Genomic DNA, 18402 nt, shown 5'->3' on the forward strand with positions numbered 1-18402 from the left:
CGCCGGACAATGCCGGCGACGGCGAAAAAGATCCTACATGTGGATCGGCTTGAACCAGGCGGCCAGCGCCGCTTCCTTGACCGATTCCGACATCGTCGGATGGGCGTGCGTCGAGCGGCCGAGATCCTCGGCCGAGCCCGCGAACTCCATCAGCACCACGGCTTCATGGATCATCTCGCCGGCGCCCTTGCCGACGATATGCGCGCCGAGCAGGCGATCGGTCGACGCATCCGCCAGGATCTTGACGAAACCGTCGGTCGCCAGCATCGCACGAGCGCGGCCATTGGCCGAGAACGGGAACTTGCCGACCTTGTAGGCGATGCCAGCGGCCTTGAGTTCTTCCTCGGTGGCGCCAACGGTCGCGACTTCCGGGCTCGTGTAGACGACGCTCGGGATCGCGCCGTAATTCACGTGGCCCGCCTGGCCGGCCAGGATCTCGGCAACCGCGACGCCTTCGTCCTCGGCCTTGTGGGCCAGCATCGGGCCGGCGATGACGTCACCGATCGCGTAGATGCCGGGGACGTTCGTCTGGTAGTGGCCATCGACCTTGACGCGCTTGCGCTCGTCCAGTTCGACGCCGGCGCCTTCGAGGCCCAGGCCTTCCGTGAACGGACGGCGGCCGATCGCGACCAGCACGACATCGGCTTCCAGCGTCTCGGCGGCGGCCTCGCCAGCCTTGGCCGGCTCGACGGTAACCTTCAGCGTCTTGCCGCTGGTGTCGACGGCGGTGACCTTGGTGCCAAGCTTGAACGCGAAGCCCTGCTTCTCCAGCAGACGCTGGAACTGCTTGGCCACTTCGCCGTCCATGCCGGGAAGCACGCGATCGAGATATTCGACGACGGTCACTTCCGCGCCGAGGCGACGCCAGACCGAGCCGAGCTCGAGGCCGATGACGCCGGCGCCGACGACCAGCAGCTTGCCCGGAACCTTGTCCAGTTCCAGCGCGCCGGTCGAGGTGACCACCCGCTGCTCATCGATCGCGACGCCGGGAAGCGGAGCGGAGTCGGAGCCCGTGGCGATGACGATCGCCTTGGTCTCCAGCGTCTCGGAGGTGCCGTCTTCCTTGGTCACCACGACCTTGCCGGGTGCTGCGATCGAGCCGGTCCCGATATGGCCGTCGATCTTGTTCTTCTTGAACAGGTAGGCGACGCCATCGACGTTCGACTTCACCGTCGCGCTCTTGTGCGCGAGCATGACGGGCAGGTCGAGCTTGGGCTTGGCGACCTTGATGCCGAGCGCGTCGAGATGGCCGACTTCGTCGAACATCTCGGAAGCGTGCAGCAGGGCCTTGGACGGAATGCAGCCAATGTTGAGGCAGGTACCGCCATAGGTCGCGCGCTTCTCGACGACGGCGACCTTCAGGCCGAGCTGTGCTGCCTTGATGGCGCAGACATAGCCACCCGGACCGGAACCGATGACGATGAGATCGTAGGACATGGGGTCTCCCGGACGATTTTGGCGTTAGCCAGCGGCGCTTTCAGCGCAAAAACAAATGGCCGGACGCAGGACGGGGTGCGCGAGGCGCCTATCCGCTGCTCCGGCCGGCTTGATGGAAAGGCGCGCCCGAAACGGCGCGCGGTCTTGATGGGTCTCCGCCCCCGCCACCAGAAGGCAGCCCGAAACGCGGGAGCGCGCCGGGACTGCCTGAGGTTGGGGGACGAAAGCCATATTCCGTCCGCTCGATCAGAGATCGAGAACCATGCGCTGCGGATCCTCGAGGTTCTCCTTGACGCGCACCAGGAACGTCACGGCTTCCTTGCCATCGACGATGCGGTGATCGTAGGAGAGCGCCAGATACATCATCGGGCGGATCTCGATCTTGCCACCGACGACCATCGGCCGCTCCTGGATCTTGTGCATGCCGAGAATGCCCGACTGCGGCGCGTTCAGGATCGGCGTCGACATCAGCGAACCGTAGATGCCGCCATTGGTGATCGTGAAGGTGCCGCCCTGCATCTCGTCGATCTTGAGCTGGCCGTCACGAGCGCGCTTGCCGAGGCCGGCGATCGTCTTCTCGATGCCGGCGAGCGACAGCTGGTCGGCGTCACGCAGGACCGGAACGACAAGGCCCTTATCGGTGCCGACGGCGATGCCGATATTGTAGTAGTTCTTGTAGATCAGGTCGGTGCCATCGATCTCGGCGTTCACAGCCGGGATTTCCTTCAGCGCCTGGATCACGGCCTTGGTGAAGAAGCTCATGAAGCCGAGCTTCACGCCATGCTTCTTCTCGAACAGATCCTTGTACTGGCCGCGAAGCGCCATCACCGCGCCCATGTCGACCTCGTTGAAGGTCGTCAGCATGGCGGCGGTGTTCTGCGCATCCTTGAGGCGGCGCGCGATGGTCTGGCGCAGCTTGGTCATGCGGACCCGCTCTTCGCGCGCGGCGTCATCGGCCGGAACCGGCGCGCGCACGGCGACCGGGGCGGCCGGTGCCGGAGCGGTGGCGCCGCCGGCGATGGCGCCGAGCAGGTCGCCCTTGGTGACACGGCCATCCTTGCCGGTACCGGCCACGGCCGAGGTATCGACGCCGCTTTCAGCGGCAAGCTTGGACACGGCCGGGCCATTCGAGCCGGCAGCGACGGTCTTGGCCGGGGCCGGAGCCGGGGCGGAAGCGGCGGGGGCAGCCGGAGCGGCCTTCGGCGCTTCCGTCTTGGCAGGCGCGGGGGCCGCGCCGGCACCGGCGGCGGCGATCGTGCCGAGCAGCGCGCCGACGCCGACCGTATCGCCATCCTTGGCGGCCACGGCCTCGATCACGCCGGCGACGGGCGAGGGAACCTCGATGGTGACCTTGTCGGTCTCGAGTTCGACCACCGGCTCGTCGACCGCAACGGCCTCGCCGACTTTCTTGAACCACCGCCCAATCGTCGCCTCAGTCACGGACTCGCCGAGGGTCGGGACGCGGATTTCGGTTGCCATGGCTTGGGTCTCTTACCGTTCGAACTTGGTGGACGTTCAGGATGATACGAAGTTTTCGGCGGCGCAGCGAGGCGCCGCCGTCTTGTCAGGGTCTTGTCAGGCGAGCGCGTCTTCCAGGAAGGCGTTCAGCTGGGCCAGATGCTTCGACATCAGGCCCGTCGCCGTCGCCGCGGAAGCCGCACGGCCGACATAGCGAGCGCGGCTCGACTTGCCGCCGACCTGGCCGAGCACCCATTCCAGATAGGGCTCGACATGGGCCCACGAACCCTGGTTCTTCGGTTCTTCCTGGCACCAGACGATCTCGGCGTTCTTGAAGCGGCCGAGTTCCTGGACGAGAGCCTTGAGCGGGAACGGATAGAGCTGCTCGACGCGCAGAAGATAGACGTCGTTGATGCCGCGCTTCTCGCGCTCCTCATAGAGGTCGTAATAGACCTTACCGGCGGTAAGGACGACGCGACGGATGCGCTCGTCCGGAACCAGCTGGATCGGCTCGTCCTTGAGGAATTCCGCATCGTCCCACAGCAAGCGGTGGAACGACGAGTCCGGACCCAACTGGTCTAGCGTCGACACGGCGCGCTTGTGGCGCAGCAGCGACTTCGGCGTCATCAGGATCAGCGGCTTGCGGATGTCGCGCTTCAGCTGCCGGCGCAGGATATGGTAGTAGTTCGCTGGCGTGGTGACGTTGGCGACCTGCATGTTGTCTTCCGCGCACATCTGCAGGAAGCGCTCGAGACGGGCGGAGGAATGCTCCGGACCCTGGCCTTCATAGCCATGCGGCAGCAGGCAGACGAGGCCCGACATGCGCAGCCACTTGCGCTCACCCGACGAGATGAACTGGTCGAACACCACCTGGGCGCCGTTGGCGAAGTCGCCGAACTGGGCCTCCCACAGCGTCAGCGCATTCGGCTCCGACAGCGAGTAGCCGTACTCGAAGCCGAGCACCGCTTCTTCCGAGAGCATCGAGTTGATGACCTCGTAGCGCGCCTGACCCTCGCGGAGATTGTTGAGCGGGATGAAGCGCTCCTCGGTCTCCTGGTCATAGAGCACGGAATGGCGCTGCGAGAACGTGCCGCGCTCGACGTCCTGGCCCGACAGGCGGATCGGATTGCCGTCATTGGCGAGCGTCGCGAAGGCGAGCGCCTCGGCGGTCGCCCAGTCGATGCCGACGCCGGTCTCGATCGCCTTCTTGCGGTTGTCGAGGAAGCGCTGGACGGTACGGTGGACATGGAAGTCCGCCGGCACGTCGGTCAGCTTCGCGCCAAGCGCCTTCAGCGTATGGATTTCGACGCCGGTCTTACCGCGGCGCGGCTCATCATCGGCGGCGGCGGCCTTCAGGCCCGCCCACGCGCCGTCGAGCCAATCGGCCTTGTTCGGCTTGTAGGACTGGCCCGCCTCGAACTCGACCTCGAGCCGCGAACGCCAGGCAGCCTTGGCGGCCTCGACTTCCTCGGAGGTGACCAGGCCCTCGGCGATCAGCTTCGACGAATAGATCTCGACGATGGCAGGATGGCTGCGGATGTTCTTGTACATCAGCGGCTGGGTGAAGCCCGGCTCGTCGCCTTCGTTATGGCCGAAGCGGCGATAGCAGAACATGTCGATGACGACAGGCTTGTGGAACTTCTGCCGGAACTCGATCGCGATCTTGGCGGCGAAGACGACCGCTTCCGGATCATCGCCATTCACGTGGAAGATCGGCGCCTCGATCATCTTGGCGACGTCGGACGGATAGGGCGACGAGCGCGAGAAGCGCGGATTCGTCGTGAAGCCGATCTGGTTGTTGACGATGAAGTGGATCGAGCCGCCGGTGCGGTGTCCCTTCAGGCCCGACAGGCCGAAGCACTCGGCCACGACGCCCTGGCCGGCAAAGGCCGCATCGCCATGGAGCAGCAGCGGCAGCGTGCCGGTGCGGACATAGTCCTTGTGCAGGTCCTGCTTGGCGCGTGCCTTGCCCAGCACGACGGGATCGACGATCTCGAGATGCGAAGGGTTAGCGGTCAGCGACAGGTGGACCTTGTTGCCGTCGAATTCGCGGTCGGAGGAAGCACCCAGATGGTACTTCACGTCGCCCGAGCCCTCGACGTCGTCGGGCGCGTAGGAGCCGCCCTTGAACTCGTGGAACAGCGCGCGGTGCGGCTTGGCCATCACCTGCGTCAGCACGTTCAAGCGGCCGCGATGGGCCATGCCCACGACGATCTCGTGCACGCCGAGCGTGCCGCCGCGCTTGATGATCTGCTCGAGCGCCGGGATCAGGCCCTCGGCGCCGTCAAGGCCGAAGCGCTTGGTGCCGGTGAACTTGACGTCGAGGAACTTCTCGAAGCCCTCGGCTTCGATCAGCTTGTTCAGGATCGCCTTCTTGCCTTCCGGCGTGAAGGTGATGGCCTTGTCCGGCCCCTCGATGCGCTCCTGGATCCAGGCCTTCTCGACCGGATCCGAGATGTGCATGAACTCGACGCCGAGCGTCGAGCAATAGGTGCGCTTCAGGATTTCCAGCATCTCGGGGATGGTGGCGAATTCGAGCCCGAGAACGTTGTCGATGAAAATCTTGCGGCTGTAGTCGGCCTCGGTGAAGCCATAGGAGGAGGGATGAAGCTCCTCATGGTCGCCGGCGGTCGCGATGTGCAGCGGATCGAGATCGGCATGCAGATGGCCGCGCATGCGATAGGCGCGGATCATCATGATGGCGCGGACGGAATCGCGCGCCGCCTGCTGGATCGCCGCTTCGGACAGCGGAGCGGCCGCGGCCGCCTGGCCGTTCGCTGCGGGAGCAGCGGCCTGCGCCGCCTTCGCCTTCAGCTTGTCGGTGACCGTCTTTTCGATCTGGCCCCAGTTGCCGTCCATGGCCGAGACCAGCTCGCCATTGGCATGGAGCGGCCAGTCGGCCCGCTTCCAGGGCGCGCCGCGCGCCTCGGCCACGACAGCCTTCGGATCATCCTTCAGCGCCGAGAAGAACGACTGCCACTCCGGATCGACCGAAGCGGGATCGTTCTGATAGCGCGCGTAAAGATCCTCGATATAGGTGGCGTTGCCACCATAGAGGAAGGAAGAGGTCGCAAAGGCCGCGTTGGCTTGCTCGCGTGACATGTGCTGGCTGAGGAGCGCCACGCTCCTCTCTCCTTGATCGCGCGGCCACGCGCCGCGCTCTTGTTGAAAAACCGACATTCCGGCACTCGGAATGTCGGTCTTGTCGCTTAGCCCTTCAAGACCTCAACCAAGGTCTTTCCAAGGCGCGCCGGCGACGGCGACACCCGGATACCCGCGGCTTCCATCGCCGCGATCTTGTCTTCCGCGCCGCCCTTGCCGCCGGAGATGATCGCACCGGCATGGCCCATGCGACGTCCCGGAGGCGCCGTGCGGCCGGCGATGAAGCCGACCATCGGCTTCTTGCGGCCGCGCTTGGCCTCATCGGCCAGGAACTGCGCTGCGTCTTCCTCGGCCGAACCGCCGATCTCGCCGATCATGACGATCGACGTGGTCTCATCATCGGCCAGGAACATTTCCAAAATGTCGATGAACTCGGTGCCCTTGACCGGATCGCCGCCAATGCCGACGGCCGTGGTCTGGCCGAGGCCTTCCTGGGTCGTCTGGTACACGGCCTCATAGGTCAGCGTGCCGGAGCGCGAGACGATGCCGACCGAGCCCTTCTTGAAGATGTTGGCCGGCATGATGCCGATCTTCGAGGCGTCGGCGGTGACGATGCCGGGGCAGTTCGGGCCGATCAGGCGCGACTTGGAGCCGGACAGCGAGCGCTTGACGCGCACCATGTCGAGCACCGGGATGCCTTCGGTGATGCAGACGATCAGCGGGATCTCGGCGTCGATCGCCTCGCAGATCGCGTCGGCGGCGCCCGGCGGCGGCACGTAGATGACCGAGGCGTCGGCGCCGGTCGCATGCTTCGCTTCGGCGACGGTGTCGAACACCGGCAGGCCGAGATGGGTCTGGCCACCCTTGCCGGGCGACGTTCCGCCAACGACCTGCGTGCCGTAGGCGAGCGCCTGCTCGGAATGGAAGGTGCCGTTCTTGCCGGTGAAGCCCTGGGTGATGAGCTTGGTATTCTTGTCGATCAGGATGGACATCAGACGGCTTCCTTCACGGCCTTGACGATCTTCTGCGCGGCATCGTCGAGGTCATCGGCCGGGATCACGTTCAGGCCGCTCTCGCGGATGATCTGCTTGCCGAGTTCGACATTGGTGCCTTCGAGGCGCACGACCAGCGGAACCTTGAGGCCGACCGTCTTCACCGCGGCGATGACGCCGCGCGCGATGACGTCGCACTTCATGATGCCGCCGAAGATGTTGACGAGAATGCCCTTCACCTTCGGATCGGAGGTGATGATCTTGAAGGCAGCAGTCACCTTCTCTTCCGAGGCGCCGCCGCCGACATCCAGGAAGTTCGCCGGGCTTTCGCCGTAGAGCTGGATGATGTCGAGCGTCGCCATGGCGAGGCCGGCGCCATTGACCATGCAGCCGATCGAGCCGTCGAGCGCGATGTAGGCGAGGTCATACTTGGACGCCTCGATCTCCTTGGCGTCCTCCTCGGTCTCATCGCGCAGCGCCAGCATGGACGGCTGCCGGTAGAGCGAGTTGGAGTCGAACGACACCTTGGCGTCGAGGACCTTGAGGTTGCCATCGGTGGTGACGATCAGAGGATTGACCTCGAGCATCTCCATGTCCTTGGCGACGAAGGCCGTATAGAGCTTCGTCACGACGTCGTTCGCCTGCTTGGCCAGCGGGCCGCTAAGGCCGAGCGCCTTGGCGACGGTGAGGCCGTGATGCGGCATGATGCCGGTCGCGGGATCGACGGAGAAGGACTGGATCTTCTCAGGCGTCGAATGGGCGACTTCCTCGATGTCCATGCCGCCTTCGGTCGAGACGACGAAGGAGATGCGCGAGGTCTCGCGGTCGACGAGGATCGAGAGGTAGAATTCCTTCTCGATGTCCGAGCCGTCCTCGATGTAGAGGCGGTTGACCTGCTTGCCGTCCGGGCCGGTCTGGATCGTGACCAGCGTGTTGCCGAGCATCTGCTCGGCGAACGCCTTCACTTCCTCGATCGACTTGGCGAGGCGCACGCCGCCCTTTTCGCCGGCTGCGGCTTCCTTGAACTTGCCCTTGCCGCGACCGCCGGCATGGATCTGCGACTTCACGACCCAAAGCGGACCGCCGAGTTCCTTGGCCGCGGCTTCCGCCTCGGCTGCGGAGAAGATGGCAATGCCGCGCGATACGGGGGCGCCGAATTCCTTCAGCACCGCCTTCGCCTGATACTCATGAATATTCATCGATGACGTTCCGCCTTTGGGGATCGTTGTCTTGGTGCGGGTCTCGGGCGATCAGGCGCCGAGAGCCGGGGCAATCTTGACGCAGGCCTCGACGAGGCCCTCGACCGAGGCGACCGACTTGTCGAGCATCGCCTGCTCGGCCTTGTTCAGTTCGATCTCGATGATACGCTCGACGCCGTTGGCGCCGATGACGATCGGCACGCCGATATAGCGGCCCTTGATGCCGTACTGGCCATCCAGCAGCGCTGCCGCCGGCAGGACGCGCTTCTTGTCCTTGAGGTAGCTCTCGGCCATGACGATCGCCGAGGCGGCCGGGGCATAGAAGGCCGAGCCGGTCTTCAGCAGGTTCACGACCTCGGCGCCACCGTCACGGGTGCGCTGGACGATCTCTTCCAGGCGCGCCTTCTCGATCCAGCCAAGCTTGACCAGATCGGTGAGCGGGATGCCGGCAACCGTCGAATAGCGGGTCAGCGGCACCATGGTGTCGCCGTGGCCGCCGAGAACGAAGGCCGTCACGTCTTCGACGGAGACCTTGAATTCCTCGGCGAGGAAATAGCGGAAACGGGCCGAGTCGAGCACGCCGGCCATGCCGACGACCTTGTTCGCCGGAAGGCCGGAGAACTTCTGCAGCGCCCACACCATCGCGTCGAGCGGGTTGGTGATGCAGATGACGAAGGCGTTCGGCGCGTACTTCTTCAGTCCGGCGCCGACCTGCTCCATGACCTGGAGGTTGATGCCGAGAAGATCGTCGCGGCTCATGCCCGGCTTGCGCGGGACGCCGGCGGTGACGATGACGACGTCGGCATCCTGGATGGCGGCGTAGGAGGATGCGCCCGACAGGTTGGCATCAAAACCTTCAACCGGAGCAGCCTCGGCGATATCGAGCGCCTTGCCCTGGGGAACGCCGTCGGCGATGTCGAAGAGGACGATATCGCCCAGTTCCTTGATGCCAGCGAGAAGGGCGAGCGTGCCGCCGATCTGACCGGAACCGATCAAAGCAATCTTGGCTCGAGCCATGTACAGGTCTCCCGATGGAGGTTTACCTAAGCGTCATGTGGCAGATGTGCGTCTGCCGGAACGCGCGTGGTCTAACCCCATTGTGTGACGGGTGCAAGTCAGTCGAGCGCCTTACGTGGCGGCAATCCGCCAAATATCGCAGCAGTTTACGTTAGCGTCATGTCTCGACAATGAAGCCGCGGTGCACTTGAAGCAGGTATTCCTCGGACCGCATTTCGGTCAGGCGCGACGCCGTGCGGGCAAATTCGAACGCCTCGGTGCCGGTTTCGGCAAGGTAGAGATGGTCCGGTTCGGCCGCTGCCGAGACGATGATGCGGACATGTCCGTCATAGAGTGCGTCGATCAAGGTGATGAAGCGCTTGGCTTCGTTCCGCCTGGAATCGTCCATGACGGGAATGTGATCGATCAGCACGGTATGAAACGCATGCGCGACGGCGAGGAAGTCGCTCGCGCCAAGCGGCTTGCCGCAAAGATCGGCAAAATCGAATCGGGCCACGCCATCCATGGCCTGGGGCACCACAACGTCCCTACCCAACACAGCGAGGGTCGAGGGCTCTCCATGTGACGCTTGCGTCAACTGGAGCCACGCAGCATCCAGCGCCGAGTCGGCTTCCGGGCCAAGCGGGGTGAGATAGACCGGGGCCTTGCCGATCTTTTCCTGCCGGTAATCGGTGCGGGCCGCGAGCCGCACCACCTCGACCCGCTCCTTGAGCAGGGCGATGAAGGGCAGGAAGTGATTCCGGTTGAGGCCGCCGCGATAGAGATCGTCGGGATCGACATTGGAGGTGGCCACCAGCACGACACCGCGCGCGAAGAGCTGGGTGAACAGCCGGCCCAGGATCATGGCGTCGGCGATGTCGGTGACCGTGAACTCGTCGAAGCAGAGAAGCTGCGTCTCGGCCGCGATCTCCTCGGCCACCGGCAGGATCGGATCCTCGCCGGAAACCGTCCCGGCCTTGATCGCCTCGCGCATGCGGAAGACGCGGGCGTGGACGTCGGCCATGAAGTCGTTGAAATGAGCCCGACGCTTGCGCTGCGGCGCGGCGCGCTCGAAGAACAGGTCCATCAGCATGGTCTTGCCGCGGCCGACATCGCCATGGATGTAGAGGCCGCGCACGACCGGCGTCGCCGCCTCACGCTTGCCGAACAGCCAGCCGAGCGCGCTCGACTTGCGGGCGAGACGGCGCTCCGCAAGCCGGGTGTTGAGGGCATCGAACTTGGCGACGAGGGCGCGCTGCGCCGGGTCTTCCTCCAGCTCGCCCTTGGCGACGAGCTCGCGATAGGCGTCTGCGACGCGCGAAACGACCGGCAGGCCCTGGCTCACCCGAATTCCCCTACCCGGCCCTCATGGACGAGGACCGGTCTGTTCAGCGATGGAAGGAAACCGCCGCGCCGCCCGTGGTCTGACCGTTAAACTGGGTCTTGCCGGTCGAGTTCAGGCTGGCGACCGAAACGCCATTGGCGCCGGCCAGCACCACCTGCGAGCCCGAAAGGCTCCAGGCCGAGATCGACTTCAAGGTCGGCGACTGGCAGCCGCGCGTCGAAGCACGGTAGCCGCCGGTCCAGCTCGTCAGCGTCATGAACAGCTGGCAGCTTTCGCCGCCCGACTGCAGCGTCCAGCCGCCCAGAAGATCCGTGCGGCCGATCTCGCCGCCCGAAGCGGTCGAAACCGGCGGCGGAGCCGTCGGCGCCGACTCGAGCGGCGTCGCACCGGGCAGCCCGCCCTGATCCGTCATCGGCGCGGCCGTCTGCGCGTTCGGATCCATCGGCGGCGGCGGCAGCGTGTTGCGGGTCACCGGAGCGGAGGCAACCGGCGGCAGCGTGTCGCTTTCGACCGGCTTGGCCGAACGCTCCATCGGGCCGAGGCCGATGGCCCCGAACGAGCCGCAACCGCTCAAGGCGGCCGCCATCATGGCGACCAGGCCGATCGGCGCGAGACGTCGGGACATGAGCTTCTCCATCATCGAAATCCTCGGTGCCGCAAGAACCTACCGGCACAATCGAGCCGCTTTGAGGCAGGCGGAAAAACGGGTCGCCCCTCGCCAAACCGGGAGACCGCCGCGCGAAACGCACGAACCAGTCGATCGGGACGAGAGGAATGATGGGAGATCACTCGAAGTTCCGCAGCCTATCGTGCTTGGCGCAATACGGCATTCCGCCTGCAACGACAAGCCTCGTTAAGACACGGTTAACCAAGAAAGCGACCCGTGTGGCACGTCTGCTATTCCGGGCGATGACAGACGGCCTCGATGTTGTGGCCGTCGGGATCGAGCACGAAGGCGGCGTAGTAGTTGGGATGGTAATGCTCACGGATGCCGGGCGGTCCGTTGTCGGTTCCGCCTGCGCCGATCGCGGCAGCATAGAATGCATCAACCGCAGAGCGGCTGCCCGCCACGAGCGCGATATGGACATGCGGCTGGGTGCGCGCACCGCCGCTCAGCCAGATCTCCGGCTTGCCTTCGGCGCCATAGCCCACCACGTCGCCATATCCGGTCAATTCTCCGGGCACGCGCATCTGCTCGCTGACGCCGAGCGGCGCCAGGGCCGCCTCGTAGAAATCGATCGAACGGCCGAGGTCGCTGACCGTGATGCCGATATGATCCAGAACGCTCATGATTCCCCGGATCCCTGCCAGATCGATGCCTGGCAGGGGAACCGAACGGCGGGGCGGCGTCAAGCCCGCGGCCCTGCCCCGGATGACGGGAAATCGCCTACGGCGTCATCGGCTCGATTTCGAGCGACAGGCCGAGCTCGGCAGCCTTCTGGCGAATTTCCGCTTCGGGGCGGTGCATCGCCGTGGCGATGATATCGGCGGGTACATGCTCCACCGCGAGTTCGCGCAGACGGTCGATCGCCTCGATCGTCCAGGTAGGTTCGAGATCCTGCTTGATGGTCATGATCATCTCCTTCCGAAAAACCGATCGGTCCACGCAAACGAAAACGGCGCGGAATGGTTCCGCGCCGTTTTCTAAAAAATCGGGTCGATCGGATCAGACGCGGCGCTCGACCATCATCTTCTTGATTTCTGCGATGGCCTTGGCCGGGTTCAGACCCTTCGGGCAGGTCTGGGCGCAGTTCATGATGGTGTGGCAGCGATACAGGCGGAAGGGATCTTCCAGATTGTCCAGGCGCTCGCCGGTCGCCTCGTCGCGGCTGTCGATCAGCCAGCGATAGGCCTGCAGGAGAACCGCCGGACCGAGATAGCGGTCGCCATTCCACCAGTAGCTCGGGCACGAGGTCGAGCAGCAGGCGCACAGGATGCATTCGTAGAGCCCGTCGAGTTTCTCGCGGTCGGCATGGCTCTGGAGCCATTCCTTCTGCGGCTCGGGCGTTGCCGTCTTCAGCCAGGGCTCGATGGAGCGATGCTGGGCGTAGAAATTCGTCAGATCCGGAACCAGATCCTTGACCACTTCCATATGCGGCAGCGGGTAGATCGCGACAGGGCCCTTCACGTCGTCGATGCCCTTGGTGCAGGCGAGCGTGTTGGAACCGTCGATGTTCATCGCGCAGGAACCGCAAATGCCTTCGCGGCAGGAGCGGCGGAAGGCGAGCGTCGGATCGATCTCGTTCTTGATCTTGATCAGCGCGTCCAGAACCATCGGACCGCAATCATCGAGATCGATGAAATAGGTATCGACATGCGGGTTCTTGTCGTCGTCCGGGCTCCAGCGGTAGACGCGGAACTCCCGGACATTGTTGGCCCCAGCCGGCCGGTCCCAGACCTTGCCTTCTGTAAGCTTCGAGTTCTTCGGGAGGGTCAGCTGGACCATAGTGAGCGTCCTCGGGCGTAAGATTCGTTCAGCGACGGTCCTTGCGGACCATGAGTTTCAAACCGGACCAGGTCGCGTCGATCGCGGCGACCTTGATGTCGACGAGATCGAGCCGGAGCGCTGCATCGCGCACCACATCCTCGGTCACGTCGGTGGCAACCTTCGAGGCCTTCTTCGGCCACGACACCCAGATCATGCCGTCGCGCCGGATGGCATCCTGCAACCGCGGCAGGTCGCGCTCGACCTCGGCGCGGCTCGTCACGAACGCATGCACGGCGTCCAGCGATCGATCCGGCCCCAGCGGCGCGGCCCACTTGTCCGTCCGCACGACCTGGCCGAACGCAGCGCTGTCGGCCAGGGCTTCCAGCTCCGGCGGCAGGGAAACGAAAGCCACCGCCATGCCATCCCTGAAGCCGAGCTTTTCGGGGAGCGAACGCCCCGAATAACCGGCTGCGGGAAGCGGAGCGGCGGCCATCATCCGCCCTCAGTAAACGCGAGCCTTGGGCTCGATATAGGCGATGTCATTCGACATCGTGTAGGTGTGCACCGGCCGGTCGTCGAGCCGGATCGTCTTCTGATCCGCGTCGATGAAGGCGAGCGAATGCTTCATCCAGTTGACGTCGTCGCGGTTCGAATAGTCCTCGCGGGCATGGGCGCCGCGCGATTCCTTGCGGTTCTGCGCGGAGTCCATGGTGACGACGGCCTGGACGATCAGGTTCTCGAATTCGAGCGTCTCGACCAGGTCGGAGTTCCAGATCAGCGAACGGTCGGTGACCTTGATGTCGTCCGAACCCTTCCAGACCTGGTGGATCAGCTCATGGCCCTCGTCGAGCACTTCGCCGGTGCGGAACACGGCGCAGTTCGACTGCATGACCTTCTGCATGTTGAGCCGCATCTCGGCCGTCGAGGTCGAGCCATTGGCGTAGCGCAGGCGGTCGAGGCGGGCGATCGAGTCCTCGCCGGCATTCTTGGCGAGTTCCTTCTGCGGCTGGCTCGGCTGCACCGTCTCGATGCAGCGCAGCGCCGCCGCGCGGCCGAACACGACCAGGTCGGTCAGCGAGTTGGAGCCGAGGCGGTTGGCGCCATGCACGGAAACGCAAGCGGCCTCGCCCACGGCCATCAGGCCAGGAACGATGGTGTCCGGGTCGCCGCCGACCTTGTTCAGCACTTCGCCGTGATAGTTCGTCGGGATGCCGCCCATGTTGTAATGGACGGTCGGCAGGACCGGGATCGGCTCCTTGGTCAGGTCGACGCCGGCGAAGATCTTGGCGCTCTCGGAAATGCCGGGCAGCCGCTCATGCAGCAGCGCCGGATCGAGATGGTCCAAGTGAAGGTGGATATGATCCTTCGCCTTGCCGACGCCGCGGCCTTCGCGGATTTCCATGGTCATGGCGCGCGAGACGACGTCACGCGAAGCCAGGTCCTTGGCGGAAGGGGCATAGCGCTCCATGAAGCGCTCGCCCTCGGAATTGGTGAGATAGCCACCCTCGCCGCGCGCGCCCTCGGTGATCAGGCAGCCCGCGCCATAAATGCCGGTCGGGTGGAACTGCACGAATTCCATGTCCTGCAGCGGCAGGCCGGCGCGCAGCACCATGCCGCCGCCGTCGCCGGTGCAGGTATGGGCCGAGGTGGCGGAGAAATAGGCGCGGCCATAGCCGCCCGTGGCAAGGATGGTCTTGCTCGAGCGGAAGCGATGCAGCGTCCCGTCCTCGAGGCAGAGCGCCACGACGCCCCGGCATTCGCCCTCTTCCATGATCAGGTCGATGGCGAAGTATTCGATGAAGAACTCGGCCGAATGGCGCAGCGACTGGCCATAGAGCGTGTGCAGGATGGCGTGGCCGGTGCGGTCGGCGGCGGCGCAGGTGCGCTGCGCGATGCCCTTGCCGAAATTCGTCGTCATGCCGCCGAACGGGCGCTGGTAGATCTTGCCCTCTTCGGTGCGCGAGAACGGCACGCCGAAATGCTCGAGCTCATAGACGGCCGCCGGCGCGTTGCGGACGAGATATTCGATCGCGTCCTGGTCGCCCAGCCAGTCCGACCCCTTGACGGTGTCGTACATGTGGAAGCGCCAGTCGTCCTCGCCCATGTTGCCGAGCGCGGCCGAAATGCCGCCCTGGGCGGCAACCGTGTGGGAACGGGTTGGAAACACCTTGGTAATGCAGGCGGTCTTCAGGCCGGCCTCGCTGGCGCCCAGCGTGGCGCGCAGGCCCGCGCCGCCTGCGCCGACGACGACGACGTCGAAGGTGTGGTCGATGAAGGTGTAGGCGCGGCCGTTGATGGACGCGCTGGCGTTGGCTTCAGCCATGGCTTCAGCCTCCGAAGCTGATCTTGAGAAAGGCGAGGATGGTCGCCACACCGACGGCGACCGCGAAGAACATGTTGGCGACCAGCGCGACGATCTTCAGGCCGCCATGCAGATAGTCTTCGATGATGATCTGCATGCCGAGCTTCATGTGCCAGACGCCGGTACCGATCATCAGCACCATCAACAACGCCACGAAGGGGTTGGCCAGGGTCGCGACGACTTCCGGATAGGGCTTGCCGGCAAGCACGATGACCAGGATGACGAACAGGATGGCGAGGACGGCAAGCGCGGCGCCGGTGAGCCGCTGGTGCCAGAAATGGCCCGTGCCTTCCTTGGCCGAGCCGAGCCCGCGAACGCGGCCGAGCGGTGTACGCATGGAATTGCCCCTCAGCGGATGGCGAGCGCCACGACCCAAATCAGGATCGTCAGCACGGCGGAACCGATAATATTGGCCCAGGCGAGATTGTCGCGCGCCGACTTCGAGAAGCCCGCGCCGAAATCCCAGACGAAATGGCGGATGCCGCCGAGCAGGTGCTGCATCAGGGCCCAGCTGTAGCCGAACAGCACGAGCTGTCCGATCCAGGAGCCGAACACCCACGAGACCCAGGAGAAGGGACCCGGGCCCGCCGCCGCCGCGATCGCCCACCAGGCGAGGAGCAGCGTCCCGAAATAGAGCGCTCCCCCGGTGACGCGCTGCAGGATCGACACCGTCATGGTGATCGGCCAGCGATAGACCTGAAGGTGCGGAGAGAGCGGTCGGCTCTTCTTCGCCTCGGCATTCGACATCGTGTTCATCCTCAACCGCTTACGTAAACGTAAGCATTTAGGGTAGTGAATTTGGACTGGTTCTAACCCCATTGTGCGACGCGGTCAAAACGGTCTTTTGCATGACGCAGCGTGAGCCGGGCCGCTTTTTTGCGACTCGCCCCGGCCGGTTGCCATCATGCCCCTTTTTGACAATCGTACGAAAGCCTCAGCTCGCCGGCCTGGTCGCCATCCGGGAGACCGCAAGCGGGCATCCTGGCCGAAGCCAAAGGAGACTCCCATGCAGCGCCGCCTCATCTCGACCGGATCCCCGTTTGAAAAGGCGGCCGGCTACTCCCGCGCCGTGGTGCAGGGACCCTGGTGCTTCGTCGCGGGAACGACGGGCTATGACTATGCCACGATGACCATGCCCAGCAGCGTCGCCGAGCAGACGGAAAACGCCATGGCGACCATCGTCGGCGCGCTGGAGCAGGCGGGCTTCGCGATGACCGACGTAGTGCGCGTGCATTATCATGTGACGGACGCCGCCTTCGCCGATGCCGTCTTCCTGGTCGTGGGCGCACATTTCCGCAATATCCGCCCCGCCGCGACGATGACCGTAACCGGCCTGATCCGGCCCGAGATGAAGGTCGAGATCGAGGTGACGGCGCTGAAAGCCTGATCTCGCGCGCACGGCATGCTCGGTTCGGCTTGCATCGGGGCTTTCGCGCCGCTATCGCTGCCCGCGCATCCACCCGCCCGCAGACCCGCTCGACAAGAGAACCCGCGACATGACCACCTACAAGCTTCTTCTCCTTCCCGGTGACGGTATCGGCACCGAAATCATGGCCGAAGTGAAGACGGTCATCGACTGGTTCGGCAAGCGCGGCGTCGCGTCCTTCGAGAGCGAGCAGGATTTGGCGGGCGGCGCAGCCTATGACGCGCACGGCAAGGCGATCTCCGAAGCGACGATGAAGCTGGCACAGGAATCCGACGCCGTGATCTTCGGCGCGGTCGGCGGCCCGAAGTGGGACAGCGTCCCCTATGACGTGCGGCCGGAAGCGGCGCTGCTGCGCCTGCGCAAGGATCTGGAGCTGTTCGCCAATCTGCGTCCGGCGATCTGCTACCCGGCGCTGGCCGATGCCTCGTCGCTGAAGCGCGAGCTGGTCGAGGGCCTCGACATCCTGATCGTGCGCGAACTGACCGGCGGCGTCTATTTCGGTTCGCCGAAGGAAATCGTCACGCTGGAGAACGGCGAGAAGCGCGCCGTGGATACGCAGCTCTACACCACCTCCGAGATCGAGCGCATCGCCCGCGTCGCCTTCGACCTCGCCAAGACCCGCTCCAGCCGCGTCGCCTCGGCCGAGAAGCGCAACGTGATGAAGTCGGGCGTGCTCTGGAATCAGGTCGTCACCAAGGTCGGCAAGGAAGAATATGCCGACGTCGCGCTCGAGCACGTGCTGGCCGACAATTGCGCCATGCAGCTCGTCCGCCGGCCGAAGCAGTATGACGTCATCGTCTGCGACAACCTGTTCGGCGATATCCTGTCCGACGTCGCGGCGATGCTGACCGGCTCGCTCGGCATGCTGCCGTCGGCCGCGCTCGGCGCTCCCGACGCGACCACCGGCCGCCGCAAGTCGATGTACGAGCCCGTGCACGGCTCGGCGCCCGACATCGCCGGCAAGGGCATCTCCAACCCGATCGCCATGATCGCGTCCTTCGCGATGGCGCTGCGCTATTCCTTCGGCCTGGTCGCCGAAGCCGACCTGCTCGACCGCGCCATTTCCAGCGTGCTGAGCCAGGGCCTGCGCACGGGCGACATCTACACCGAGGGCACGACCAAGGTCGGCACCAAGGAGATGGGCGCCGCCATTCTCAAGCAGCTCGACGTGCTGTCGGCCTGAGAATAGCGAGTCTTTTCGCGAACTTTGCGGCTGAATCTTTTTGCCGGGCACCGACTGGTCAAGCTTGGGCGATCTCTGTATAAGGCCGCATTCAGATTGTACTGCTATGCCCTTGCCGGGCGGCGCGCCGCCGGTTCGACGGCATATGACGAAGGAAGAATGAAATGGCAGTTCCGAAGCGAAAGACGTCGCCGTCGAAGCGCAACATGCGCCGCTCGCACGACGCCCTGACGCAGCCGGTCTACACCGAGGACAAGAATTCGGGCGAGCTCCGCCGCCCGCATCACATCGACCTCAAGACCGGCATGTATCGCGGCCGTCAGATCCTGACGCCGAAGAGCGAAGGCTAATCCTGCGGGGGCGCTTGATACGCCCCTTGGGCCCGTTAGCCATTGACTGAAAGTTCAAGGGCCGGCACCACGCCGGCCCTTTTCTTTTGCGCAAATTACTGCTGTTGTCGCGACGGAACGGAAA

18 protein-coding genes are annotated in these 18402 nt (G+C 64.9%); 3 read left to right on the forward strand and 15 right to left on the reverse strand.

Annotated features, from left to right (window positions below):
* Nucleotides 1-33: 33 nt before the first annotated feature.
* The 15 genes from lpdA to sdhC all read right to left on the reverse strand — a co-directional run bounded on the left by lpdA (nt 34) and on the right by sdhC (nt 16066).
* Entirely contained in the window at nt 34-1437 is a 1404-nt protein-coding gene (gene lpdA, locus ACHMWQ_RS02335; protein ID WP_354554090.1) for a dihydrolipoyl dehydrogenase, read from the reverse strand.
* A gap of 246 nt (nt 1438-1683) precedes the next feature.
* Entirely contained in the window at nt 1684-2916 is a 1233-nt protein-coding gene (gene odhB / locus ACHMWQ_RS02340; protein ID WP_396306260.1) for a 2-oxoglutarate dehydrogenase complex dihydrolipoyllysine-residue succinyltransferase, read from the reverse strand.
* Between the two features lie 96 nt (nt 2917-3012).
* Complete coding sequence (locus ACHMWQ_RS02345) at nt 3013-5997, reverse strand: 2-oxoglutarate dehydrogenase E1 component (RefSeq protein ID WP_396306321.1); 2985 nt, start codon at nt 5995-5997, stop codon at nt 3013-3015.
* A gap of 107 nt (nt 5998-6104) precedes the next feature.
* A complete protein-coding gene (sucD, locus tag ACHMWQ_RS02350) occupies nt 6105-6989 on the reverse strand; it encodes a succinate--CoA ligase subunit alpha (RefSeq protein WP_354554094.1) in 885 nt (294 codons plus the stop codon).
* Nucleotides 6989-8188 (reverse strand): ADP-forming succinate--CoA ligase subunit beta, encoded by a 1200-nt coding sequence (sucC, locus tag ACHMWQ_RS02355; protein ID WP_396306261.1) that lies wholly within the window; start codon nt 8186-8188, stop codon nt 6989-6991. Before sucC ends, sucD begins: the two co-directional genes overlap by 1 nt.
* 51 nt (nt 8189-8239) lie before the next feature.
* Nucleotides 8240-9205: a malate dehydrogenase gene (gene mdh, locus ACHMWQ_RS02360; RefSeq protein WP_354554097.1), complete on the reverse strand. Its 966-nt coding sequence runs from the start codon at nt 9203-9205 to the stop codon at nt 8240-8242.
* A 157-nt stretch (nt 9206-9362) separates the two neighbouring features.
* Complete coding sequence (gene zapE / locus ACHMWQ_RS02365) at nt 9363-10535, reverse strand: cell division protein ZapE (protein ID WP_396306322.1); 1173 nt, start codon at nt 10533-10535, stop codon at nt 9363-9365.
* A gap of 37 nt (nt 10536-10572) precedes the next feature.
* Nucleotides 10573-11154 carry an AprI/Inh family metalloprotease inhibitor gene (locus ACHMWQ_RS02370; protein WP_354554101.1) on the reverse strand — a complete coding sequence of 194 codons (582 nt, stop codon included), beginning with the start codon at nt 11152-11154 and terminating at the stop codon, nt 10573-10575.
* Nucleotides 11155-11426: 272 nt separating this feature from the next.
* Nucleotides 11427-11819: a VOC family protein gene (locus tag ACHMWQ_RS02375; RefSeq protein WP_396306262.1), complete on the reverse strand. Its 393-nt coding sequence runs from the start codon at nt 11817-11819 to the stop codon at nt 11427-11429.
* Nucleotides 11820-11916: 97 nt separating this feature from the next.
* A complete protein-coding gene (locus ACHMWQ_RS02380) occupies nt 11917-12102 on the reverse strand; it encodes a hypothetical protein (RefSeq protein ID WP_266331660.1) in 186 nt (61 codons plus the stop codon).
* Between the two features lie 93 nt (nt 12103-12195).
* Nucleotides 12196-12975, reverse strand: coding sequence for a succinate dehydrogenase iron-sulfur subunit (locus ACHMWQ_RS02385; protein WP_354554105.1), 780 nt, complete (start codon nt 12973-12975; stop codon nt 12196-12198).
* 28 nt (nt 12976-13003) lie between these two features.
* Nucleotides 13004-13453 carry a DUF3052 domain-containing protein gene (locus ACHMWQ_RS02390; RefSeq protein ID WP_396306263.1) on the reverse strand — a complete coding sequence of 150 codons (450 nt, stop codon included), beginning with the start codon at nt 13451-13453 and terminating at the stop codon, nt 13004-13006.
* Between the two features lie 6 nt (nt 13454-13459).
* Complete coding sequence (gene sdhA, locus ACHMWQ_RS02395; RefSeq protein WP_354554108.1) at nt 13460-15280, reverse strand: succinate dehydrogenase flavoprotein subunit; 1821 nt, start codon at nt 15278-15280, stop codon at nt 13460-13462.
* Nucleotides 15281-15284: 4 nt separating this feature from the next.
* Nucleotides 15285-15656, reverse strand: coding sequence for a succinate dehydrogenase, hydrophobic membrane anchor protein (sdhD, locus tag ACHMWQ_RS02400; RefSeq protein WP_354554110.1), 372 nt, complete (start codon nt 15654-15656; stop codon nt 15285-15287).
* An 11-nt stretch (nt 15657-15667) separates the two neighbouring features.
* Entirely contained in the window at nt 15668-16066 is a 399-nt protein-coding gene (gene sdhC, locus ACHMWQ_RS02405; protein ID WP_354554112.1) for a succinate dehydrogenase, cytochrome b556 subunit, read from the reverse strand.
* Between the two features lie 259 nt (nt 16067-16325).
* Between sdhC and ACHMWQ_RS02410 the strand changes: the two genes are divergently transcribed.
* The 3 genes from ACHMWQ_RS02410 (at nt 16326) to rpmF (ending at nt 18278) form a co-directional block, all read left to right on the forward strand.
* A complete protein-coding gene (locus ACHMWQ_RS02410; RefSeq protein WP_396306264.1) occupies nt 16326-16706 on the forward strand; it encodes a RidA family protein in 381 nt (126 codons plus the stop codon).
* 109 nt (nt 16707-16815) lie between these two features.
* Nucleotides 16816-17928 (forward strand): 3-isopropylmalate dehydrogenase, encoded by a 1113-nt coding sequence (gene leuB / locus ACHMWQ_RS02415; RefSeq protein WP_266331668.1) that lies wholly within the window; start codon nt 16816-16818, stop codon nt 17926-17928.
* Nucleotides 17929-18092: 164 nt separating this feature from the next.
* On the forward strand, nt 18093-18278 hold the full coding sequence (gene rpmF / locus ACHMWQ_RS02420) for a 50S ribosomal protein L32 (protein WP_354554116.1): 186 nt from the start codon (nt 18093-18095) through the stop codon (nt 18276-18278).
* The last annotated feature ends 124 nt before the right edge of the window (nt 18279-18402 follow it).

Origin of the sequence: Kaistia sp. UC242_56, from assembly GCF_044452255.1 — a bacterium.
Classification (GTDB): Bacteria; Pseudomonadota; Alphaproteobacteria; order Rhizobiales; family Kaistiaceae; genus Kaistia; species Kaistia defluvii_A.